This is a genomic window from Rhizobium sp. 05L429 (genome assembly GCF_056397645.1).
Map to the genome: position 1 here is coordinate 1 of NZ_JBFTNV010000010.1, position 21,193 is coordinate 21,193.

Below are 21,193 nucleotides of genomic sequence, written 5' to 3' on the forward strand. Positions count from 1 at the left end.
GACGCCGGACTGCAGGACAATGCCCTTAACCTCGGACAGGAGCTGCTGACCTGCAGGACAATGCCCTTAACCTCGGACAGGAGCTGCTGACGGCGCTGGAAACCGGCTCGACAGCAATCGAAGCCCGAATCCGCGAAAGCGATCCGTCGATGACGGCAATGATCCAGATCCGCTCATTGGCGTGGTCAACGCGTGCGCTTGCGGGGGCAGCGAACCTCCAGCTCAATATCACGCTTGGCGCAGGCGTGACGATGACAGCTGCTGAGCTCGGCAAGATCCAGCTCAACGATTATGCCGTAGCCTTTGCCTGGAAGCAGGTCAGCGTCCTCGTGAACCACAAGGACACGCTTCAAATCATAAAGGACGCCTACCAGGCTACACAGACCGGCTATTTCGGGGGCGATTTTGCTCCCATGCGCGCGGCACTTCTCGAAACATTTTCTGCAGGCCAAAAGGCGCCGATGACCCTCGACGTTTGGCGGCCGATGGGCAATGACGCCCTTCTCTTCATCACCAATACTGCGGCCGCTGCAGCGGACGGCATGGTGGCTGCAGCCGCTGCCAGTCAGTCTCAGGCATTCGCCCAGTTCATTCTCTATACGCTGATCTTCCTCATCGCTGCTACCGTCAGTGTTGTCGGCATCTGCGTCATCATCTTCCGCGTCACCAAGCCGATCGGCGTCATCACGCAGTCGATGGCGGCCTTGGCGCAGGGCGATCTGAAGATCGAGGTGGCCGGTATCGCTCGCCGTGACGAAATCGGCGAAATGGCTCGCTCCGTCGAGGTCTTCCAGCAGGCTGCTATCCGCAATAAGGCACTAGAAGAGCAAACGGCAGAGGCACGGGTTTCCGCAGAGCGCGAGCGTATCGAGATGCAGCGGCGCGCCGAGGCCGAAGCCGAAGAACGYTTGATACAGGCAACAGGCTCGCTCGCTGCAGGCCTGCGCCGTCTCGCAACCGGCGACCTCGTCTGTGAAATCGATACGGCTCTCGCGYCGCAGTTCGAGGCACTCCGTCACGACTTCAATACATCGGTCAAGCAGCTTCGCGACGCCATGCGGGGCGTCGGTCAGGCTGCGTCATTGGTCAGCAGCGGCAGCGTCGAGATCTCGCAAGCGTCCGACAAYCTCTCCAAGCGGACTGAACAGCAAGCCGCTTCGCTCGAGGAAACSGCCGCTGCACTGGAGGAGGTCACAGCCAATGTGCGATCGACCTCCCAGCGKGCCGGAGACGCCCGCGATCTCGTGCGCGGTGCCCGSTCTCGCGCGGAAAACTCAAGCCAGGTCGTTAACAATGCGGTCAGCGCCATGGGCAAGATCGAGCAGTCTTCCAGGCAGATCAGCCAGATTATCGGCGTCATCGACGAAATCGCTTTCCAGACCAATCTGCTGGCCTTGAATGCCGGGGTGGAAGCTGCACGTGCCGGTGAAGCCGGCAAGGGYTTTGCCGTCGTCGCTCAGGAAGTGCGCGAGCTGGCGCAGCGCTCCGCCGGTGCCGCGAAGGAGATTAAAAGCCTGATCGGCAATTCAGAGGTYGCTGTCAGCGAGGGCGTACGCCTGGTCAACGACACCGGCGAAGGCCTTACCGCAATTGCAGAACTCGTGCAGCAGATCAACCARCACATGGACGCTATCGCTACTGCCGCCCAAGAGCAGTCYATGGGATTGTCGGAGATCAACAGCGCAGTCAATCATATGGACCAGGCGACGCAGCAGAACGCCGCAATGGTCGAGCAGATGAACGCCGCCGGCACAGGTCTCGCGCAGGAAAGCAGCCGTCTGGGCGAATTGCTYGGCACTTTCCAGACCGGCGATGGAGGAACAGCGMCCGCCGGACACCGTGCGTTGGGTCCTTCCAGGACATTGGCGCCAGCCCCGGYTAGAGCGTCAGCGCCTGTCTCTCGCCCGGCGGCTGCCGCACGTGGCAATGCAGCGCTCAACAAGCTGCAGCAGGAATGGTCGGAATTCTGATCAGAGCCAAAACCGCGCCAGCCCGGGCAGTGATGCCCGGGCTGTGTTCGTTTCAGCAAGCGCCATAGTGGCGKATCCGCCGCTCTCGTATTCGCCTTAAGTAAATTCTCTTCACCTGCCCGGCCGTACCAGTGACCTTGCGATATCGATGATGTCGTCTCGTGCTGCGGTCGGGTCTTCCCTGTTCCAGGCGACACCGAGCCCGATCTTGAAGTCGATCCCCCTCACCTTCTTCAGCTCGAAGCCGCGGTTCGGCAGATCCTGCGTCCATTCCGGCACGAAGCCGATGCCGAGGCCGGCCGAAACCAGCGACACCAGCGAGAAGGTGTCGTCGCAGGTGTAGGCGACATTGTCCGTCAGATCATGCTCCTCGAACTTCTCCGCGAAATAGCGCTCGCTGTAGGAAAGGTTCTGACGGGAAAAGGAGATGATCTTCTCACCTCGCAGATCCTCAAGATCGATCTCGCTCTTCAATGAGAGCGAGCTCTCCTTGGCGACGGCCAGCAGATAGCGCTCATGGGCAATCGAGAAGAAGCGCAAGGAGCCGATATTCTCCACCGGCCGGATGAAGCCGAGATTGATGCGGCCTGCCTCGATATGACGGATGATGTCATCGGTGGTGCCGCTTTCGATATGCATGCGGATATCGGGATATTTGCGGGCAATGCGCGCAAGGAACGCCGGCAGCACGCCGATCGTGGCGGGATAGACGGTGCCGATCGCAATCCTCTTTGTCGTCTTGCCGGCCACCGAGCGGGCGATCTCTCTCGACAGGTCGACCTCGCTCAAGACCCGGACAGACCGCTCGTAGAAAGCCGCCCCTGCCCTCGTCAGCTCCACCCGCCGGGTCGATCGGATGAAGAGCTGCACGCCGAGTTCCTTCTCGAGCGCCATGACCTGGTTCGACAAAGCCGGTTGGGCGATATGCACCTTGGCTGCAGCCCGACCGAAATGGAGTTCCTCGGCCACTGCAACGAAATAGGATAGCTGGCGTAGTTCCATGGATACTCACCGATCAAATAGCGATATCGCGATATTACCCATTTCCGTATAGAGTAGCCAGTTATTTAATTCCAAACGTAATGGTCGTGTGTGCGCATGAAGCCACGTGATCTGCTAGCTTGGAATGTGCGGAAGTTGAGGGTCGCTCGCGGCCTCTCGCAGGAGCGCCTTGCGCTCGAAGCAAACCTAGAGCGTGTCTCGATCTCACAGATCGAACGGAAGCAAATCAACCTCGGCATTGACTCACTGGGAAAGATCGCTGGCGTCCTCGAATGCAAAGTTTGCGAGCTTCTTGCGGAACCTGCTGAAGGGGAACAGCCTCCTGCAAATCTGCGTCCTGGCCGTCGGGGTTAGTAACGCTCACCGAATAGATTGGCCGCCTTGAACGGATCTGAACCGCCGCCTCTCTGATTGCGAACCACTTTAAGTTTGGCGCTTTGATATTACTGAGCTTTTGAGGCTATCTCGACATGCAGACCGTGCATCAACGGCGTTTACTATCACTTTGACAAGGACGGCTATGCGCAGAGCCGCAGCCCGGCGTTCCGCGTCGTCGATACGCGTGACTTCAAACCTTAGTATTTGATGTCTCGTCCTGTTTGACGTCCTTTTTGCTTGGTGGCGCGTTTATCCTGCCGGCATGCAGCATTGCTTTGGTCATTGGCCGCGCGGCAGTCCTGCTTTGTATCCCGCGCGCCCTGGCGGGTGTCTTGGCGGACATCACGCGCAGATTTGCGCTGCTGTCCCTGCTCTGTCGCGACGGACATTACTGGCATGCCCAAGAGGAATATTGCAGCCATCGAGGCAGCGGTGAAAGACTTGAGTCCGAACATGGTCCGTCTCCCGTTGAGAGGCCATAACTATAGCCTTGATGCTCTCAGTGGCGGCGTGAATGCCGCCACTGTCACAGGTTCTGCTACATTTTAGAGACCGCTTCCATGGCGTCTGCCAGCGTAGAGCCGGTGTTGCTCTTGCAATAGGCGGCGACCTTCTCCGCGTTGGCGTGAGCCTTTTCGCCGTCGATCATCGCACTGCCAGCTTTTCCGTGAACGTACCCGTTCACCCACATGGCCACGCCGATGGTTTTGGCGGCAGACATGTCGCCAACTTCCTTACAGGTAACCTTTGACATGTCCACTTCCGCGGCCAAKGCCTGGCCTGCCAAGCCAAGACCTGCAAATGCTATTGCGATTGAAACTAGGCGCATCATAGTCGTCCTCCCAAACACCCTTGCCCCTTACCAGAGCGAGGGTTCGTGTGTGCAGTGATATGTTTGGAAACCACAAGGGGCCGCGGTCAACTCTGATCGCGGCAGGTCGCAATTTAGAAACAACTAATAATAGCACGATACGTTGAAGGATACACGTAGTTTTTAATATGCGAAGGATGCCTCGCCTTCTCGGTAAACCACGCGGCCTGCTCAGGCGCCACCGAACGGTGCAAGCACTACCGTGATGGCGACCCGCCACGGTCAGCAAAGGTGGCGAGATCTTGTTCACGATGCGCAAGAAAATATCGATGAGACCTTTCAAAGGTTTGTTCTTCTCTGGCGTGCTGGCCCGCCCAGAAGGCGAGGTCGCGCTCTCGGAGGATTGGAAAGCTCGAAGTGCCCGGTGCTGCAATTCTTAAGGCAAGGCGCCCGGTTCGTTTGCGGCATTAACTGCACCGGCGCGGGAAGAAGGCTGCGAAGGGCAAGGCCGAAGATGCCATTCCCGTCTTCCAACGTCGTGAACATCATGGACGCGCTGCGCAAGTCGGTAGAGGCCGACCTCAAGAGTAAAAGGGCTTCATGACGGGCCACCCAGTTGTGCGAGCGGAAGTGCATCGTCGCAACAAACAAGAAACGCTCTTCGCAGGGCTCGGCCTTAGGGGAAATTTCGGCTCTTCACCTTCAACGTATCAATGTGAAGATCCCGCACATATCCCGAGCGGGAGACTATGCCGAGCCTGTTTCCTAAAGCACGCGATTTTCCGATAAATCCTGACAGCAAGCTCGGTATATTTTTCAACTGCCACGCCCTAAGAGCCGTCACCGATCTCCGCGAACGCGCTTCCCTGAGGTGCTCCCCGATTATGGCTTAGCAGGAGATGGGATTTTCCGGGGCTATAAGCGCCTCATCACGCTCCTCTCCGTCGGCGATGTGGCGAGAATGCGCCTCAAGGAGGCGTACAGCGTGCGGACTTGTTCGAACAAGTTTCATGCTTTCTCCCCGTAGCCGGATATCGGCTTGATACCCTCGGCGCCAAGATGGCCCACATGATCGAGAACATCGGCGCAACAATAGACATCTTCGGATTGCTGAACTGAATGCGTTCAGTCGCGACCGTGCAAAGCCAAGGCGAAAGATGCCGCGATGCAGCGCAAGTTTACTCGGACCCAGAAGTCCTAGTGAAATCGCGACCATGACCGAACGCTTATGCGAGGTGGCAAATTCCAAAAGTTTGGAGATACTTTCTTTTTAGGATAGTCTAATATTTTATCTTTCTTATTTGTCGATTACATATACGATTGCGTTCGGACGCGATGATTGGAATGGAGGTTCCAAATATCCAGATCCGCCATCGGCGGTATGCCAATCGGTCAGAGAGTGCCCGAAGGATTTCACGACCGCCTTGCATTTGGATATTTTACTGACGCCGATTTTTTCGGGTCATCCCGTTGGGTCACGCAGATCATTGCGGCGGCCACAGAACAATTCAGCCTGCACACCAAAAGGGGATATCAATGAGAAGCTTCGTGACACTTATCGCGACAATGTCAGTGGCGCTTTCGTTTGCGATGGCAGCCTACGGACAAAATCCCGTTCCCAGCGCCAGTGATGTGCTCGTCAAATACGGGGAGGTTGAGGACTGGACCGTCTATACCAATCAAACCCGCGGAGATTGCCTCATCGTGCGCGACTTCGGTTCAGGTTCGGTGCAGATGGGCGTTACCGCAAATCAGGACGTCGGATATCTCGGCGTGTTCTCGAAGGCTGATATCGGCCTTCAGAACGGGACCAAATCGGAAATCTTCGTCTCCATCGCCGGCCATCTCTATAGTGGTGTCGCCACCAGCACCCATGGAGAACTCAAGGGCGGATATTCGGGCGGCTACATCCTGACGAACAGCCCGGAATTCAAACGCGCCGTCGCGAAGAAATATGAAATGATCGTGTTTCCGGAAACCAAGGGAACCTTCGTCGTCGATCTGAAGGGAACTTACAAGGCAATGGAACTGGGCCGGAAGTGCCTCAAGCATTGACCTTGATGTAGAAAGACCTGTCCGTAAACTCGGGAGACTACGTCGTGTTGCCGCCTACCCCGGCAGCGGCAAGACCCGCGTGATCCTCGCAAAGCTTCTTGGGCTTGCAGATACCGTCGACAAATCCCCCCGATTTATCGGTTGCATAACCTACACAAATGCGGCCGTGGATGAGATTGAATCCTGTAGAGGGCTGCGTGCGCCCCGATCACGAGGAGTTTGCGCAGGTGCCGGTTGCCCATTTTGGAAATGGAACCCAGCCTTGGTTTGCCACCGGTCGAATGCTGCGTGGGGACAAGGCCCAACCAGGCTGCGAACTCACGTCCGCCTTAGAACAGCTTTGGGTCTGAGACGCTGGCCGAAAGGCAAGTAGCGATGACGGGGCCAATTCCGGGAACGGTCGCAAGCCGAATACTGACATCGTTGTTGCGATGGGCGGCAAGGAGCGCCTTGTCTAGCTTTGCAATCTGCCCCTCGATCTCTGTCCGTCAGGTGGATTTCAAAGAGCCGTACGAGCCCGATGGTTAGCTCCCACCCCCAATTGCCATTCTTTTTCAATGGCTTCTGCACCAGTGGATGACTTGGCCGGACAAGCGCCTCCGCCATCGCGTTCTGAGAATGCAACCTTGGTTTCGAGCCACAAGATTAGTTGCCGMACTTCTTGCCGTGTGAGCAATACTGCAGTCACGTCCACTTCCGCCGGCAGCCCACTCTTGGTATCGACGACATTGAAAAGGCCGTAAGCTGCCGGGACGCAGACGTATCTAGGTTTTTTTTCGATTGTGACATCGCTCGCCCCTGGGTTTTCCACCTTCAAATATGTGGACCGCTACGTTTGTTCGTGGAAATTTTGCCGACCCGATAGTCGCTCGGAGCTCGGTTTTCTCTGAAGGCTATCAGCCCCGCGTGCAACGGGCATTGAGCGAGATCAAAATAAGAACTCCCCGTTCTTGATCGCTATCAATGCAAGACACTCGCGATTTTGGTTGATTGTAGGAGGGCAAGATCCCTCCGATCGGAGATTCCAGCAGAAGAGTTCACCTGATGCGTTGGAACCAATGGTACAGCTTCAATAGCTACATCCGATCCTCGCTGTGGATCGTTCCATTTATCGCTCTCGTGCTTTACGTCGGTGCAATCCGTTACGCGTACCTGTTCGATGCCTGGATCCTGTGGGCAGATGTTTGGCCTTGGGGCGTCGAGGGAACCCAACGCATGTTGGAGACGATCATCACAATGACGCTAACCTTTGTTGTATTTACCTTTGGTTCGCTACTTGTGGCAATTCAGGTCGCGGGAGGTCAGTTAACACCCAGGATCATCCCAACGGCGCTTCTGAGCGATAATGCCATCCGGTTTACGGTCGGCCTTTTCATATTCACGCTGCTTTTTGCAACGGGGGCCCTCGCAAGGCTCGTCACCACCGTTCCACACGGCATATCCGGAATTGCCGGGATGCTGGGCTTTTGTTCCATTGCCGCGTTTCTTTACCTTATCGACTATGCCGCGCGCCTGCTGCGACCGGTCAGCATCATCCTGAAGGTAGGTGAAAAGGGCCATCGCGTCATCAAAGATGTTTACCGCCAGGGTGCTAAGCATGAAGATACGCATGGAGGCGTTTTCGTTCTGTCTGACGTGCCCGACCGCATCGTGTACCACAAGGCGAATCCGGCGATCGTGGTGGCCGTCAATCTGAACGCCCTCGTCGCGCTCGGCGAGGATAAGAACTGCGTTATCGAGCTTGTCCCAAGAGTGGGTGACTTCGTCGGGACGGACGAGGCGCTGTTTCGGCTGTTTGGCCCAACACTGCCACGCGACCGGGCGCTGAAGGCCCTTGTGGCCTTCGGACCAGAGCGAACCCTCGAGCAGGATTCGACATTTGCTTTTCGAATCATTGTGGATATCGCCATCAAGGCTCTCTCAAAGGCGATCAACGATCCAACGACGGCAGTTCTCGCCATAGACCAGCTTCAGCGCCTTCTCTGCTTTGTCGGCAGTAGGCAGCTTCTCGGGGAGGAAATTCGCAGCAAGTCAGGAAAGTTGCGGCTTCTCCGCAAGACACCGAACTGGGAGGACTTCGTAGAGCTGACCTTCAGCGAGATACGATTGTATGGCGCGGAAAACTTCCAGATCGCGCGGCGATTGCGCGCCGTGATCGAATACGCCCTGCAAGTATTGCCGGATGACCGACATCGAGCGCTGCTTAACGAACTAGACCTGCTCGACCGGATGCTGGAGCAAATCTACGTCCTTCCGGAGGACCTGATACTTGCACGAACACCAGACACCCAAGGCTTGGGTGGCGCGGGCGGGAGGTCGAATCTTGCCACCGCCGGTCTCGATCCGCCTTTGCGCCATACGTCGAGCCATTAGGAGCACTGCCCCTATCGACTCGGCGGAGGTGCCAAGTTTGGATAGGGGGTGTTTTGGCAACGTCCACGCATGAATCGACAATGAAAAGTCGTCACGGCTGAAAACAAAGGTAACCGGTGTTCTAGCCCCACGTTGTCCTGTCCTTCCTGATCTGTGATCGCTTTTCCATGGACGAGCAACGGGAGTTTCTCCATGGAGAGAGCATTGGTGCAGGGATCGAATTTCAACGGTTACCGCCTATGAGTGTTTGGTCGCAAGCAGCGGGATTGATCTGCATACCATGCCGCATAAGCACAATTCCGCCCGCCGCCATCACATCGGCAAAATGAACTTCAAGGTGACGAACTGGGCGGAGTACGAGGCAGGCCTTCGCCCGCGGGGCAGCCTGACGCTTTGGATGAGCGCGGAAGCTCTGTCGTTATGGCAGGTGTGCATGCAAGTCCTCCTGTATAGATCGTTGGCGACATAGAGGTCGACAGTCAATTGTCGATATGCCCGACTTGATCATCCTTCGTTCGACCGGGATGCATCGCTTTTAGCTGTCTGCTGGTCGCTCATAGAATGGTAACGGGCCTGCGACTCTTCGGTTTCCATTTTCACGCGAAGGTCCTCTGAAGAAAAGCGAGTGCCTTCTGAGTCACCAGGACGCGGATGGTCGTTATTGCCCGCATAAGCAGGTTTTGGATCTCGGAATTCGAGAGGCGATCGACCTCGTTGGCGGCCCGCACGAGTTCGGAAACAAAGGATGGAACACTCCAAGGAAACCGATTTAGCCAGAGAGTTCAACCCTTAGCATGGACGCTGGGCAGTCTCGACTATGGGAGGGATCATTCCGCAGAAGGAGCCGCCTCATCAGCGGCTCCCAACCCAATCAATTGATCGACGACCACTGACTACGGACGTCGTCCGCGCTCTTGGTCAGATGAACGTGTTCATCGATGTGATCCACCCAATCCAAAGGAATTAGATGATGCTGACCATCGTCGGAATCAGACTTTGTGAGCTTAATCCGAGACGAGCCGTCCATATGGTCGACGGTGCCAACGTGGGTGCCGTCTGCGCCGATTCCATATGTTCGCGAACCTGTTCTGCAGAAATCATTGGAAATTCTCCTTTGCTAGAATGCGAGAAGGCAACGTCCGCGTTGCCGACTTGGTTCCCTGCCACCATGATTAGGGTGCTGTTGTTGAAGCCTCCGAGGGCGCTCGCTTCTGGAGCCACCTGAGAACACGAATTTCATCGTCGTCCATCCACCTTAGCAGACGCTCGCTCTTTGATTTGAGCTTGAAAATGTCTCGCAGCAGCCCGGCTTCGAAATCCTCGAAAACTGCCGGATGTATGTATGACGAACGCAGACGGATCGCGTGTTGACCAGCGTGGCGGCCAAATGATGTCTTCTACCAGACGCGACATACCAGGTGAGCATTTGGACGGCTTCGTTTCCGAATTCGTCAGCATGCCCAGCCATTTTATCCGGCACCTGCAGTGGCGACACCTAACGCCTTGAGCGCCTTTCCGTTGATAGATTTGTCGCGCAATTCCTTACTTTCGAAAGCTGAAACTCAGGCTGCGCGGCGTCGTCCCACCACCAAGATCATCGCGCCCAACCCGCATAGTGCCGCGCATAACGCGAACAGTGACCAATACCCGAATGCATTGGCCCAAAGCCCGGTGCCGAGCCCCGAAAGGAGGAACCCGACACTAATCGTGTTGCCGAACAGAGCAGAGGCGATTCCAGCCCGGCCGGGAAGAAGGTCTTGCATAAAGGCCATGCCGGCGATGCTTATTAATCCGATCCCGGCGGCCCTTGGGATTTGACCCAGATAGAGCGACGCCAGTGTCGGCCATGCGAGTGCCATAACGAAGTAGGCGGCGAAAAGAGCAAACCCTGCGAGGAGCAGCTCTTGCCTGTCTGACAGTTTTGGCCAGAGCACGAAGGCGGCCATGACCACGACTTCCAATCCCGCACAGAGACTAAATAGGAAACCGACGTCTTGTCCGGTCCCGAGCTCTTTCGCCACGACGATCGCCATTGCATTCGACCCCATGAACATCGCAGTGTGAAAAGCCGACAGGGCGACGGCAGCTGGCGCGGCACGGTAAAAGACTTCCGATGTCAGCTTAGCGCGTTCCTCGGCATTGACGACCGCTCGCATGCGGGTGAAGAAAACGATGGCCAATGACAGTCCAGCTAGCGAGGCCGCTCCCAGGAATACGCCTGGAAAACCTGTCTGAGACACCAGGACCGCGCCGAGAGCCGGGCCGACTGTCCAGCTGAGCGACGAGACCAGCCGAAGGATCGCCATTCCGCGCGATATTGTCGAGCCCCCGAACTCGTCCAGTCGGCCTTTGGCCACCGCGAACAAGATGCTGAACGATGCCGCGCCAAGCCCAAGGAGAATGCCCGCGTTTACGACCAACATCCAAGTCTCTGTAAGCCACGCGCAAAGACTAAATCCGATGCATTTCGAAAGAAGCGAAGTGAGGAGCGGCCAGATGACGGGTTGGCGGTCGAGGAGATGCCCGAAGAAGCTCGTGACGGCAATTCCAGTCGCCGCTGGAATCGTCAGAAACGCGCCAAGCTCCAGCGGCGACATCCCAATTACTTGGACTGCAAGGAGCGCGATGTAGCTTCCGGCCATCGCCTCCGCGAGCATCGCCAAGAGGATCGCAAAGAATACAGCACCGAAGGTCGGCACGCGAAAAGGCGAAACCCCGGATGCTTTCACATGCTCGCCATTCTGCTTCATGTGTTCCCCTGACGCCTGTGGCTCCTGACGAACTTCAGCATGATAATCCGAGCAACGGACAATTGTTCACCCTGAACTCGCACTGCATAGGAGCTCAGAGCTCGTTCTCGATACGCTGGAAGCCTGGTGGTCTTCCGCCTTCGGGGACCTAACGTGCTTGCTCATGCGTTCCAAACGACCATATCCTTGCGGAATCGAAGAGGACGTGATCCATGACCACCGCAACAATAGCCCGAGTGTGGCGCGGCCGAACCCGACGGGAAATTGCTGACGAATACGAACAATATCTGAAGCCTGAGGGCACCCCGCGCCTGTTGCAAAATACCCTTGGTGTTCAGCTCTTAAGGGAGGATCTCGATACTGAGACGTGGTTCGCGACGACATCGTATTGGCCGGATATCGAATCCATGACGGCATTCACGAAAGGCAATCCTACCAAGATGCACCACCTCAAGAGAGATGCCGAATATCTGATCGAGCCGCCGGAGGGGATCGCCATACATACGATTCTTATTGATCGGCATCCGTCAGGCAGAAACGAACGAAACTAACTGTTCCAGGCGTCGCTCTGCGGCACCGCGTCCAGGACGACATCGTAAGCCCGGCATTTCGCAGCATATTTCTTCGGCGATCAGGGACGTGGGCTGCAGGCAGACTGCTGGGTTCATTCCCCGCCACGATATTCCATCCGCCCACCATCGAGAACTGCGAGCCACCGCCATACAATTATGGTCCGATATCGCTCGCCTTGACGCCAACTGAACGAAGGCGACACGCCCGCTTTAATGCCTGAGCGCGTTAACTTTACGATGCCCATCCGGCAGACTGGCAACCCAGCGGCCTGATCAGTGTCCGCCCTCAAGGGCGCACTCCAAACGGCGTCCAATAGGCAGGCCGAAACGCACTCAGACTGTGTTCATTTCTCGAAGTTCTGTAATGAATTGCTGCGGCCTCAGCCAGATGCTGGGCGTCTTGTAGCCCATGTGGCGCGCGATCTCGCCAACCCAGTTGTTGCAATTGTCGACCGACGCTTGCCAGAAATGGGAGTTCGCTTGCTGCTCGCGGATAAAAGCGACAACGCCGCTGTATTCGTCGTCCGTGAGCATCACCCGCCAGCTTGCCGACCTGTACTGCTCTTCCAGATCGCCGTCGGTCTGCCCGGTCGTGGCCGGAACCGGTATGAAATGTCCCATGACGTAGGGCGCGGCATCCGGCGAGGCAGGGGCAAGGCCAGCAACCTCGGGATCGATCATATTTCCGTTCGCGTCCACACGCCCGAAAACGACGTAAGTATGCCCATAGGTCAGTGCGTAACGCGAGCGAAACTCGATGAAGTGGGTGTCGGCATTGGCCTGAGCCGTGCCGGTGGTTTTCTGGCCGCGGCTATTGGTCGTGAAACGTGGTTGGGGACTTTTATCTTCCGTCTGGCACGAAGATATCGCAAATACCGACAGGATAACGAGCGGCAGACGGGCTCTTCCAAGCGTCATTCCTAGGCTCCATACTGCGAGCCCTGGCAATTGCCGGGCCTGAAAATGCTCATATGCCAGTCTTGCGTCGAAAGTCGAAAAACGAGCCAAGCATGGCGACGCTGTGTGGAGAAGGGCAGCATCGCCCTTCTCCACATTCTAAACACTGCTGGTTACTTGTAGACCGCCTCGGCTGGCGGCGGAGCTTTTCCCTTGCCCTTGCCGATCGTCCCGCAGGCGCTCAGGTTGGCGACTGCGAACATTGCAATGATCAAGACTAGAATTCTGCTCATCAAGAAGTCCCCTATCCTTAAATTCGCACACGTTGTGGTCGGCGACGAATCAGATAGTAGTGATTACTTATATAAGTAACTAGTGCAGAAAGGTCACAGACCAAGCGGATCGTTGTCCCCCTTGGTAAGCGTGCATCAGATGACCAAGGCCTGCGTCCCCACGCTGACGAGCGAAAGAAAAGCCCTTATCCTTGAGACCCTTGGAACCACAGGCCGCGTGGTCGCGAAAGAGCTCAGCCTGACGCTGGGCCTGTCGGAAGATACGATCCGTCGCGACCTTCGCGAGCTTGCCTCGGAAGGTCTGCTTCAACGGGTCCATGGTKGGGCTCTGCCCGCATCCAAAGCACTCGCTGATCTTCCAAGCCGGAGGAAAATTTCTGTCGAGGACAAGACGGCAATCGCAAAGGCGGCGGCAGCGACGGTTAGGAATGGCCAGATCATATTCCTGGATGGCGGAACAAGCACCGTTGCGGTGGCCCGCGCTCTTCCTATGCAACTCCATGCGACCGTTGTCACGCACAGCCCCGATATAGTGGTCGCGCTGTCCGACCACCCGGGCATCGAGGTCGAGCTCGTCGGCGGCCGCATCTACAAGCACTCCAATGTCGCGGTAGGGGCCGTCGCGAGTGAGGGTATCTCCCACATCCGCGCCGACATTTTTTTCATGGGCGTAACCGGCATCCATCCTGACCATGGACTGACGACGGGCGACAGAGAAGAGGCGGCGATCAAACGCGCCATTAGTCGCCAGTCGGCGGAAACGATTGTACTCGCATCCAAGGAGAAACTCGGCGCGGTCTCCGCTTATGACATCATCGGTCTCGATCAAATCGACGGGCTGATCGTGGAGAAGAGCTGCCCGAATGATCTCGTGGAGCCCTACAAATCTCTCGGGATCTCGATCACGCGCGCTCAAGCTTGAGCGGACCGGCCACGGCGTCGGCGCCGCCCCTACCGTGCCCTGCCTTATTCAGACCAGAGCGAACTATGACGTCCAACTTTGAAATGAGTGAAGCCCTTGTCTCGAAATATACTCTTCCTTTTCGCATTTTCTGCCTCTTCGCTCGCCGGCTGCCAGAGCGCACCGCCAGCCTCGCCGATAGGCTATGACGGCACCACCAAAGATGGGGTAATGACCGCCAGGCCGTTGACGGATGCCGAGATGGCCAAGGCGATGAAATCGGCACAGCGTGCAAGTGACATGGCGCCAGCTATCGCGGCCGCAAATACCTTCGGAGGACTGGATCCAACCGGTATGACCCAAATGGCGGTAACTGCGGAAACCACGCGACGCATGAAGGATTCCCAGCAGTACGTACCTGGCATGATGGCAGCAAACGTCCAGCGGTTGGAAGCGTTTTGCAGGACAAGCCCCAAATTCGACGCCTGCATCGAGTTTCGGAAGACCAAGGCCGAAATGAAAGCGCGCGGTCAGCGCATGCCGGACGGGTCCGTACCCCAGCCATGAAGAGGCCGGAAACGATGGTCCGCGTTCGCAAAGCAAACACAACAGATATTCCGGCGATGAGCCGGGTGCTGACGGCCTCGATCACGTCCCTTTGCACTGAGGATCACGGAAACGACCCACGCCGCCTGCGTCAATGGACGCAAAACAAGTCTGAAGCAGGCATTGGTAAGATGATGGATAATCCTGCCCAAACGGTCTGGGTCGCAGAAGTCAGCGGCGAAATCGCGGCGGTGGGGGCAGTCGCAGGCGACAGCATCGTCCTCAACTACGTGGCTCCCGAGTACCGCCTTCTGGGGGTGAGCAAGGCACTATTGGCCACTATGGAAGACTCGCTCCGCAATGCCGGCATACCGCTGGGAAAGCTGGTAAGCACCAGAACTGCTTTACGCTTCTACCTCGCTTACGGCTGGTTAGAGTTGGGACCTGGCGCCGGCGGAATCCGAATGCAAAAGGTGCTGTGAGGAGCACTAGCACCAAATGCGGTTTAGTCGCATCGAACGAGCGTTCAAGTTCTTCGGCCGCTCGCTTCGGGCGGGTCTCGGGTCATCTGCCGGGGCGACGAGCGTTATTGCGAAGGCGCGGTCGATGAACCGCGCCACGTTGATCCCAAGGTGGTCGACGCCGAAGCTCTGCGCGGGCCGGTAGTGGGTGATTTTCAACCCGGTCGACTACGTCTACAAACTCTCGCCTTGATTGGACTCGAACCGTCGACCCCCTTCGCTTGGGGGCAGTCGCGCGGTCGGTCCATCGCTCTCAAGCAGTTCCGGGCGAAGCTCGGCAACATCTTCGAGATTTCGTTTTCGACCTAACCGAAATTCTAATTTATGCACGCCTTCGCGGAGGTCCGCTCAGCTCTTCTGACGAGGCTCCCTGTCGAGTTCGATCCCTGCGACCGAGAACTTGAAATGAGGGCTTTGATCGAATGCGCGCCCCCCTGTGGATGGCAGTCATTTTTCTAGAAGTCGCTGGAGACCGAGACATCTCGCCATCGCTTAATAATGTCTGCATCGCCAAGATGCTTCGCCTCTATCGCGGCAACAGTGTCGCTGCCGAACGGCATGCGAACAGGAGGCTGGGCGACATCGGGGAATGCCACGACCTGCTGAGCGAACTTTTCCGGGTCGCCTGGCTGGTTGTGATTCAGCGAGGACGCATGCTCGCGAACCGCGCCGGCGGTCGCATCGTAGTCGCGAATCCTGTTGCCGCTTGACGACAGCGAGCTGGGGTCGAGGAAGTCCGTCCGAAAGTAGCCGGGCTCGATCACCGTCACATGGATTCCGAGGTGTTCCAGTTCCGCATGGAGCGCCTCCGACAGCCCTTCGACTGCGAACTTCGTGGAGCAGTAGACACCGAATCCTGCGCCAGCGCGGTAGCCTCCGATCGATGAGATGTTGAGGATGCGACCCGACCTCCGCGCCCGCATCTGCGGGAGGACGGCACGTGTCACCGTCAGCAGGCCGAAGACGTTCGTTCGATAGAGACGTTCGACCTCCTCTGCCGAGGCTTCCTCGACCGCGCCAATGAGGTCGCCGAGATGATGCGCTCCTTCGAGGTCATGGCGCAGCCCTTCATGGCGATACCGCAAGCGGTCGGCGTCAGCGCGGAAAAGGAGCTTGCCGCCGGCTTGGTCGCCGATTTCGTCAGAGCGCAGAAAGCGAACGGGTTAGTACGCCAGTCCCTCGTGAGGAGCGGACATGCAGATGTCACCGTCCCCGCGTGATCGTTCAATCCCTCGCTTGTTCTCGTGAACCCGTGCGCACCACATAATCTAGGAAGCCGCTACCTGTATGCGGAGTGGTGAAGATGGCGTCGCGTTTCCGATCGTACTTTCGAGATAGCGAGCGGGATTTTCAGATGATGGAGACGCTTGGTACCCAGGAGGAGCCGGAATCGCGTACGAAATGACGGAACCTGCTCAAATCGGAAAGACAATTGGGTAGGGGTTTATGTGGCCGGCGGCGGGGTCACGGCGTGATGCGGGCCCTCCGTGAGGATGGAGGTCCCGCTGCCAAGCGGCTCGTCGTTGTCGCACATGAATTGACCAAAGAGACGAACGGCAGCAAAGGGGCCGGAAGCGGACTGGCCGCTTCTGGCATCGGAAAAGCGATAGCAGACATTCAACGATCCGGATCGAGGTCTCGAGCTAACCCGCTTCGGTCATTGCCGCTGCTCGGCAGCAACGTCGCGAGAGGATGGAAAGCGGCTGTTTGACTAGTCTGCAGGAAAGATGGCATTACGACCTGAACCGGTCGTTTGATGTTCCGCCTCTCGCAGCAGGCCCTCGAGGCGGGTCGCCCATTCCTTGTTGCCATCTCTGAACGGACCAAGCGCATCGCCGGCAGGCTCCGGGAGATCGTCTGCAGCGGTGGAAAAGCGGCGAGCCTCCTGACCATGTCCCAAGGCCGTGTGGCAGCAAGCCTGAATGCGGAGCAGCGCCGGCCAGTCAGGCCGCGCCTTTAGCGCCGCACGCCCCGTGTCAAGCGCGCCCTCGACGTCGCCCGAAAAGAAATGCGCAAGGATCAAGAGACTGAACCAGACCGCATTCTGCGGATCATGGGGGTTGAGTTCGAGGCCGCGAGCCAGCGGCTTTCGCGCGCCGGCCGCATCGCCCACGAAAAGACGGACCATGCCGAGGACGAGATACCCCAGGGCGAAGCTCGGACCGAGTTCGATGGACCGCTCGGCTGCGAGGATCGCCTGGTCAGCCCTGCCTGTGTAGGCCGACACAATCGCCAGCGCATAGTGCGCATACGGATTCCGGGCGTCGAGATATATCGCCCGCAAGGCCGCATCGAGTCCTTCCTTCCCGTCCGCGGCGGGATTTTCTGTCCAGCCATAGGCGATGAGGCCCGCGTTGACCCGCGCCCGCCAGATCTGCGCCTCTGGAAGCATGGGATCGAGCTCCGCGGCCTCTCGGAAAAATCGCCTTGCGAGAAGATGGGTTGGCTGCGTTACCTTGTGAAAATTGAATGTACCTTGCCGTACAAGGTCCCAGGCGGTCACGTTGCCGGTGTGCGGAGCAACCTGGAGTCCATGCCGCAACAAGAGCTCGGGCTCGACCGCCGCTGCGATCCGCTCGGCGATGGCGTCCTGCACCGCAAATACCTCTGCCACCTGAAGATCGTAATGTTCGGACCAGATGGTGGCGCCCTTCAGTGCGTCGGCGAGATAAACCGATACCCGCATCCGATCACCGGTATGCCGGATGGCTCCATCCACCAGAAAATCAACGCCAAGTTCGTGGGCGATAGACTTCGGATCCCTCGGGCCATTCCTCCTTGCAAAACTCGCCGCACGTGACGCGACGCGGAACCATCGGAACCGGGCGAGCGCCATGATCAGGTCGTCGGCGATACCGTCGGCCAGATATTGTCTCTCGGTATCGCCGCCGAGATTCTCGAAAGGCAGTACCGCAATCGCGGGGCTGGATCTCGCCTCCGCATGCTCTTCGCTACCGGGTCCGCCGGTCCGGCTCTCCACCGGACCGGAAAATCTGTATCCGACCCGTGGGACCGTGATGATCCACTCGCCGCCGTCCGATGCCGGGCCGAGCAGCTTGCGAAGGGCTGCAATCTGAACGGAAAGATTACTCTCCTCGACTGCCAGCCCCGGCCATATGGCGTCCATCAGCGCCGACTTGGCAACGACACGCCCATCTGCCGCGAGCAAAACGGCAAGCAGCGACGCGCCGCGCCCGCCAATGGCGACAGGCCTGTTGTCACGGAGAAGGCATCCGTTCTCGGTAACGAACTCGAAGGGGCCGAATACAAGGTGCCGGGTGTTCATGATTTGGGAATGATACGCCCGATTTCGAAGTTTTCGGAATTTTTCGGCCCCGTTTCAGGACTCGCGCCGGCTCCGCGCGCAGATTCCGCTCCATGCGGGCAGTCGAAGGGGTGGAAACGATGAAGTACAAAGCAATACAGCCGAAAAATGCTGATGCATTCACCGCGAAAATCGTACGCGGCGGTGACAGCTATGTCGCAGCCCAAGGATCCGTCTATCGCTCGGGAGTCTCGGCGGAGAGCGTCGGATCCAGCATGCTCTGGCTCGGGATAGTCTCGCTGCCCGCAGGGAGACGAACCAGCGCCCATCGCCATCAGGGACACGAGACGGCCCTGCTTATGACCGCAGGCAAAGCGATCGAGATCTGGTCGGGGGCCGAGCTCGAACGGTGCGAAAAGGTCCTCCCCGGCGACTACCTGTTCATTCCAGCCGGCGTTCCGCACGTGGCTGTCAATCGCAGCACGGAAAACGCCGAGTTCCTCGCTGCCCGCAACGACCCCGCAGCAAACGAGAGCGTCGTGATGATGCCGGAGCTCGACGATATCGTACCCTAATCAGGTTGGGGAGTGCGCTATGGCCATCATCGAACAACGTCTGACCGCTACGGGTCTGGAACTGCCCGAGCCTTTTGAAAGTTCGCGAGGGGCTGCGTATGCCTTTCGCCTGGGTCCGGGTGCGCGTCACCTGCGCCTACATTTCGGGTCACGTCGCGTGCAACCAGGGTGGGATATTGCCCCCCTCTGCAAGGTCGATTTCGCCTGAGCAGGGTTTACACGTCAGCGCTCCTAGTTGCCCCTCGCTCATCGCGCGAGCCCCAAGCGGGCTGTCGGAAACCTCGATCGGGTTACGGCTTGGCTGCGCGCCTTAGCAATGGTGAATGTTGCTCCAGATTTCAATGAGACCCCGCTGGTGACGATCTTGTGGTATGACTGCGTCGTCAGTTCGCGTGGACTGGGGCCGGAGGCATGCGATGCCCTTCAATGATCGATCAAAGCAYATTACCGAAGGGGTGGCTCGCTCACCCAATCGTGCCATGTATTATGCGCTGGGCTATGAGAAAGCCGATTTCGAAAAGCCGATGATCGGCATTGCCAACGGCCACTCCACGATCACGCCCTGCAATGCAGGTTTACAACCGTTAGCGGATGCGGCGATCGCGGCGATCAGGGCGGCAGGAGCCAATCCCCAGGTTTTCGGTACGCCGACGATTTCGGATGGCATGTCCATGGGCACTGAGGGCATGAAGTACTCGCTGGTGTCCCGCGAGGTTATTGCCGATTGTGTCGAGACCGTCGTTCGGGGGCAATGGATGGATGGGGTACTCGTCATCGGTGGCTGCGACAAGAACATGCCAGGCGGAATGATGGGGATACTCCGGGCTAATGTTCCGGCAATCTATGTTTACGGCGGCACGATCAAGCCGGGCAGATGGAAAGGCGAAGAGCTTTCCGTGGTTTCTTCCTTCGAGGCGGTCGGTGCGTTCATGGCCGGAAAAATCAGCCAGGAAGATTTTGACGGGATCGAGCGGAATGCCTGTCCTTCGACGGGTTCTTGTGGGGGCATGTTTACGGCCAACACCATGAGCTCGTCATTCGAGGCGCTGGGCATGTCTCTGCTTTATTCCTCGAACATGGCCAATCCGGATCAAGAGAAAACCGACAGTGCGGCTTCATCCGCCAAAGTGCTGGTCGAAGCCGTGAAGAAAGGCATCAAACCTCGCGATATCGTCACGCGCCATGCTATCGAAAATGCGGTGGCTCTGATCATGGCAACCGGAGGCTCCACCAATGCCGTTCTGCATTACCTCGCGATCGCCCACGCCGCCGAGGTCGAATGGTCTCTGGACGACTTCGAGCGCGTTCGCCGTAAGGTTCCGGTCATCTGCGATCTCAAGCCGTCCGGAAAATACATGGCAGTCGACTTGCATCAGGCGGGAGGCATTCCCCAGGTGCTGAAACTCTTGCTCAATGCCAAGCTCCTGCATGGGGACTGCCTGACCATCACTGGTCGCACGATCGCAGAAGAACTGGAGACCGTGCCGGACCGCCCGAGGGTAGGAAAGAATGTCATCAGGACCCCGGATGCGCCGCTCTATAGCGAAGGCCATCTCGCGATCCTCAAAGGCAATCTGGCGGAAAACGGGGCGGTCGCCAAGATCACCGGCCTGAAGAAGCTGGCGATCACCGGCCCGGCACGTGTATTCGAAGACGAGCAATCAGCGATGGATGCCATTCTGTCCGACAAGATCAAGCCGGGTGACATACTCGTCCTCCGCTACCTCGGACCAAAGGGGGGACCCGGCATGCCGGAAATGCTCGCCCCGACAGCGGCGATCATCGGCCGCGGCCTTGGCGATAGCGTGGGGCTGATCACGGATGGACGGTTCTCCGGCGGCACCTGGGGCATGGTCGTCGGCCACGTCACCCCGGAGGCTTTTGTCGGAGGCACGATTGCGCTGGTTCACGAAGGTGACCCGATTACCATCGATGCGCATCGCAAGCTGCTGCAGCTCGATCTGCCAGATGCAGAAATCTCACGGCGCCGTGCCGAATGGAAACAACCAGAACCCCGATATACCGCAGGCGTGCTGGCTAAATTTGCCGCTCTTGCCAGACCGGCCAATGAAGGAGCTGTGACAGGGTAGCATCAGGGATCGCACCCTGGCTGTTGGTGATTCAGAGATGCAGTCTTGGCGATCGTGACCCAGGTAGCGGACGTTGCCTGGCAGCTTCAGCCCCCAAAGCGGAACCTGCGCGCCGGCTTTGTTGAAGTTGCCCTCCGGCGACCACGGAGGGGTGGGGGACACATAATGCCTGATCTGCAATTAGGGGAACTGTC

General features: G+C 58.0%; 18 protein-coding genes and 7 pseudogenes. 15 read left to right on the forward strand and 10 right to left on the reverse strand.

Annotation, left to right across the window (positions count from 1 at the left end):
- Positions 1-149: 149 nt before the first annotated feature.
- Positions 150-1,970: a methyl-accepting chemotaxis protein gene (locus tag AC1DNW_RS12455; RefSeq protein WP_477852859.1), complete on the forward strand. Its 1,821-nt coding sequence runs from the start codon at positions 150-152 to the stop codon at positions 1,968-1,970.
- Between the two features lie 111 nt (positions 1,971-2,081).
- Here the strand turns inward: AC1DNW_RS12455 and AC1DNW_RS12460 are convergent, their stop codons facing one another.
- Complete coding sequence (locus AC1DNW_RS12460; RefSeq protein ID WP_477852861.1) at positions 2,082-2,972, reverse strand: LysR family transcriptional regulator; 891 nt, start codon at positions 2,970-2,972, stop codon at positions 2,082-2,084.
- Between the two features lie 96 nt (positions 2,973-3,068).
- Between AC1DNW_RS12460 and AC1DNW_RS12465 the strand changes: the two genes are divergently transcribed.
- Positions 3,069-3,326: a helix-turn-helix domain-containing protein gene (locus tag AC1DNW_RS12465; RefSeq protein ID WP_477852862.1), complete on the forward strand. Its 258-nt coding sequence runs from the start codon at positions 3,069-3,071 to the stop codon at positions 3,324-3,326.
- A gap of 221 nt (positions 3,327-3,547) precedes the next feature.
- Here AC1DNW_RS12465 and AC1DNW_RS12470 read toward each other — a convergent pair whose 3' ends face one another.
- Positions 3,548-3,805 carry a hypothetical protein gene (locus AC1DNW_RS12470; protein ID WP_477852864.1) on the reverse strand — a complete coding sequence of 86 codons (258 nt, stop codon included), beginning with the start codon at positions 3,803-3,805 and terminating at the stop codon, positions 3,548-3,550.
- Between the two features lie 83 nt (positions 3,806-3,888).
- The gene (locus AC1DNW_RS12475; RefSeq protein WP_439019095.1) at positions 3,889-4,182 is read right to left on the reverse strand and encodes an HdeA/HdeB family chaperone; all 294 of its coding nucleotides are present in this window, start codon (positions 4,180-4,182) and stop codon (positions 3,889-3,891) included.
- A 465-nt stretch (positions 4,183-4,647) separates the two neighbouring features.
- On the opposite strand from AC1DNW_RS12475, the pseudogene AC1DNW_RS12480 reads away from it, so the two are divergent.
- From AC1DNW_RS12480 to AC1DNW_RS12490, 3 genes and pseudogenes are all read left to right on the forward strand, one after another.
- A pseudogene (locus AC1DNW_RS12480) lies at positions 4,648-4,765 on the forward strand (non-homologous end joining protein Ku); the annotation flags it as partial.
- 932 nt (positions 4,766-5,697) lie between these two features.
- The gene (locus tag AC1DNW_RS12485) at positions 5,698-6,216 is read left to right on the forward strand and encodes a hypothetical protein (protein ID WP_477852866.1); all 519 of its coding nucleotides are present in this window, start codon (positions 5,698-5,700) and stop codon (positions 6,214-6,216) included.
- Positions 6,212-6,337: pseudogene (locus tag AC1DNW_RS12490) on the forward strand (hypothetical protein); the annotation flags it as partial. The gene AC1DNW_RS12485 and the pseudogene AC1DNW_RS12490, both read left to right, overlap by 5 nt.
- Positions 6,338-6,392: 55 nt before the next feature.
- Here the strand turns inward: AC1DNW_RS12490 and AC1DNW_RS12495 are convergent.
- Positions 6,393-6,698 (reverse strand): annotated as a pseudogene (locus tag AC1DNW_RS12495) (transposase); the annotation flags it as partial.
- 562 nt (positions 6,699-7,260) lie between these two features.
- Here AC1DNW_RS12495 and AC1DNW_RS12500 point away from each other — a divergent pair.
- Both AC1DNW_RS12500 and AC1DNW_RS12505 read left to right on the forward strand, forming a co-directional pair.
- Positions 7,261-8,589 (forward strand): DUF2254 domain-containing protein, encoded by a 1,329-nt coding sequence (locus AC1DNW_RS12500; protein WP_477852867.1) that lies wholly within the window; start codon positions 7,261-7,263, stop codon positions 8,587-8,589.
- A 280-nt stretch (positions 8,590-8,869) separates the two neighbouring features.
- Positions 8,870-9,013, forward strand: a pseudogene (locus tag AC1DNW_RS12505) (IS5/IS1182 family transposase); the annotation flags it as partial.
- A gap of 447 nt (positions 9,014-9,460) precedes the next feature.
- On the opposite strand, the pseudogene AC1DNW_RS12510 reads toward AC1DNW_RS12505, so the two are convergent.
- Together AC1DNW_RS12510 and AC1DNW_RS12515 are read right to left on the reverse strand one after the other, a co-directional pair.
- Positions 9,461-9,690, reverse strand: a pseudogene (locus AC1DNW_RS12510) (DUF2171 domain-containing protein).
- A gap of 461 nt (positions 9,691-10,151) precedes the next feature.
- The gene (locus AC1DNW_RS12515; protein WP_477852869.1) at positions 10,152-11,339 is read right to left on the reverse strand and encodes an MFS transporter; all 1,188 of its coding nucleotides are present in this window, start codon (positions 11,337-11,339) and stop codon (positions 10,152-10,154) included.
- A 212-nt stretch (positions 11,340-11,551) separates the two neighbouring features.
- On the opposite strand from AC1DNW_RS12515, the gene AC1DNW_RS12520 reads away from it, so the two are divergent.
- Entirely contained in the window at positions 11,552-11,890 is a 339-nt protein-coding gene (locus tag AC1DNW_RS12520) for a hypothetical protein (protein WP_477852871.1), read from the forward strand.
- 115 nt (positions 11,891-12,005) lie between these two features.
- Positions 12,006-12,101, forward strand: a pseudogene (locus AC1DNW_RS12525) (IS6 family transposase); the annotation flags it as partial.
- 143 nt (positions 12,102-12,244) lie between these two features.
- Here the strand turns inward: AC1DNW_RS12525 and AC1DNW_RS12530 are convergent.
- Together AC1DNW_RS12530 and AC1DNW_RS12535 are read right to left on the reverse strand one after the other, a co-directional pair.
- The gene (locus AC1DNW_RS12530) at positions 12,245-12,829 is read right to left on the reverse strand and encodes a hypothetical protein (RefSeq protein WP_477852873.1); all 585 of its coding nucleotides are present in this window, start codon (positions 12,827-12,829) and stop codon (positions 12,245-12,247) included.
- 152 nt (positions 12,830-12,981) lie between these two features.
- Entirely contained in the window at positions 12,982-13,101 is a 120-nt protein-coding gene (locus AC1DNW_RS12535; protein WP_024324033.1) for a hypothetical protein, read from the reverse strand.
- Between the two features lie 139 nt (positions 13,102-13,240).
- On the opposite strand from AC1DNW_RS12535, the gene AC1DNW_RS12540 reads away from it, so the two are divergent.
- The 3 genes from AC1DNW_RS12540 (at position 13,241) to AC1DNW_RS12550 (ending at position 15,030) form a co-directional block, all read left to right on the forward strand.
- Positions 13,241-14,023, forward strand: coding sequence for a DeoR/GlpR family DNA-binding transcription regulator (locus AC1DNW_RS12540; RefSeq protein WP_477852874.1), 783 nt, complete (start codon positions 13,241-13,243; stop codon positions 14,021-14,023).
- Between the two features lie 210 nt (positions 14,024-14,233).
- On the forward strand, positions 14,234-14,569 hold the full coding sequence (locus tag AC1DNW_RS12545) for a hypothetical protein (protein WP_477852875.1): 336 nt from the start codon (positions 14,234-14,236) through the stop codon (positions 14,567-14,569).
- A gap of 14 nt (positions 14,570-14,583) precedes the next feature.
- Positions 14,584-15,030, forward strand: a complete 447-nt coding sequence (locus tag AC1DNW_RS12550) for a GNAT family N-acetyltransferase (protein WP_477852877.1) — start codon at positions 14,584-14,586, stop codon at positions 15,028-15,030.
- 494 nt (positions 15,031-15,524) lie between these two features.
- Here AC1DNW_RS12550 and AC1DNW_RS12555 read toward each other — a convergent pair.
- A pseudogene (locus AC1DNW_RS12555) lies at positions 15,525-16,094 on the reverse strand (SDR family NAD(P)-dependent oxidoreductase); the annotation flags it as partial.
- A 686-nt stretch (positions 16,095-16,780) separates the two neighbouring features.
- On the reverse strand, positions 16,781-18,355 hold the full coding sequence (locus AC1DNW_RS12560; protein ID WP_477852878.1) for a winged helix-turn-helix domain-containing protein: 1,575 nt from the start codon (positions 18,353-18,355) through the stop codon (positions 16,781-16,783).
- A 119-nt stretch (positions 18,356-18,474) separates the two neighbouring features.
- On the opposite strand from AC1DNW_RS12560, the gene AC1DNW_RS12565 reads away from it, so the two are divergent.
- From AC1DNW_RS12565 to ilvD, 3 genes are all read left to right on the forward strand, one after another.
- Positions 18,475-18,909 carry a cupin domain-containing protein gene (locus AC1DNW_RS12565; RefSeq protein ID WP_477853123.1) on the forward strand — a complete coding sequence of 145 codons (435 nt, stop codon included), beginning with the start codon at positions 18,475-18,477 and terminating at the stop codon, positions 18,907-18,909.
- A 19-nt stretch (positions 18,910-18,928) separates the two neighbouring features.
- A complete protein-coding gene (locus AC1DNW_RS12570) occupies positions 18,929-19,117 on the forward strand; it encodes a hypothetical protein (protein WP_477852880.1) in 189 nt (62 codons plus the stop codon).
- A 208-nt stretch (positions 19,118-19,325) separates the two neighbouring features.
- A complete protein-coding gene (ilvD, locus tag AC1DNW_RS12575) occupies positions 19,326-20,999 on the forward strand; it encodes a dihydroxy-acid dehydratase (RefSeq protein ID WP_477852881.1) in 1,674 nt (557 codons plus the stop codon).
- The last annotated feature ends 194 nt before the right edge of the window (positions 21,000-21,193 follow it).

What these genes read in the sequence shown, in the direction of transcription:
- AC1DNW_RS12460 (WP_477852861.1), bottom strand. Translation starts at nt 2,972, where the DNA reads ATGGAACTACGCCAGCTATCCTATTTCGTTGCAGTGGCCGAGGAACTC.
- AC1DNW_RS12465 (WP_477852862.1), top strand. Translation starts at nt 3,069, where the DNA reads ATGAAGCCACGTGATCTGCTAGCTTGGAATGTGCGGAAGTTGAGGGTC.
- AC1DNW_RS12470 (WP_477852864.1), bottom strand. Translation starts at nt 3,805, where the DNA reads ATGTTCGGACTCAAGTCTTTCACCGCTGCCTCGATGGCTGCAATATTC.
- AC1DNW_RS12485 (WP_477852866.1), top strand. Translation starts at nt 5,698, where the DNA reads ATGAGAAGCTTCGTGACACTTATCGCGACAATGTCAGTGGCGCTTTCG.
- AC1DNW_RS12500 (WP_477852867.1), top strand. Translation starts at nt 7,261, where the DNA reads ATGCGTTGGAACCAATGGTACAGCTTCAATAGCTACATCCGATCCTCG.
- AC1DNW_RS12515 (WP_477852869.1), bottom strand. Translation starts at nt 11,339, where the DNA reads ATGAAGCAGAATGGCGAGCATGTGAAAGCATCCGGGGTTTCGCCTTTT.
- AC1DNW_RS12520 (WP_477852871.1), top strand. Translation starts at nt 11,552, where the DNA reads ATGACCACCGCAACAATAGCCCGAGTGTGGCGCGGCCGAACCCGACGG.
- AC1DNW_RS12530 (WP_477852873.1), bottom strand. Translation starts at nt 12,829, where the DNA reads ATGACGCTTGGAAGAGCCCGTCTGCCGCTCGTTATCCTGTCGGTATTT.
- AC1DNW_RS12535 (WP_024324033.1), bottom strand. Translation starts at nt 13,101, where the DNA reads ATGAGCAGAATTCTAGTCTTGATCATTGCAATGTTCGCAGTCGCCAAC.
- AC1DNW_RS12545 (WP_477852875.1), top strand. Translation starts at nt 14,234, where the DNA reads ATGACCGCCAGGCCGTTGACGGATGCCGAGATGGCCAAGGCGATGAAA.
- AC1DNW_RS12550 (WP_477852877.1), top strand. Translation starts at nt 14,584, where the DNA reads ATGGTCCGCGTTCGCAAAGCAAACACAACAGATATTCCGGCGATGAGC.
- AC1DNW_RS12560 (WP_477852878.1), bottom strand. Translation starts at nt 18,355, where the DNA reads ATGAACACCCGGCACCTTGTATTCGGCCCCTTCGAGTTCGTTACCGAG.
- AC1DNW_RS12565 (WP_477853123.1), top strand. Translation starts at nt 18,475, where the DNA reads ATGAAGTACAAAGCAATACAGCCGAAAAATGCTGATGCATTCACCGCG.
- AC1DNW_RS12570 (WP_477852880.1), top strand. Translation starts at nt 18,929, where the DNA reads ATGGCCATCATCGAACAACGTCTGACCGCTACGGGTCTGGAACTGCCC.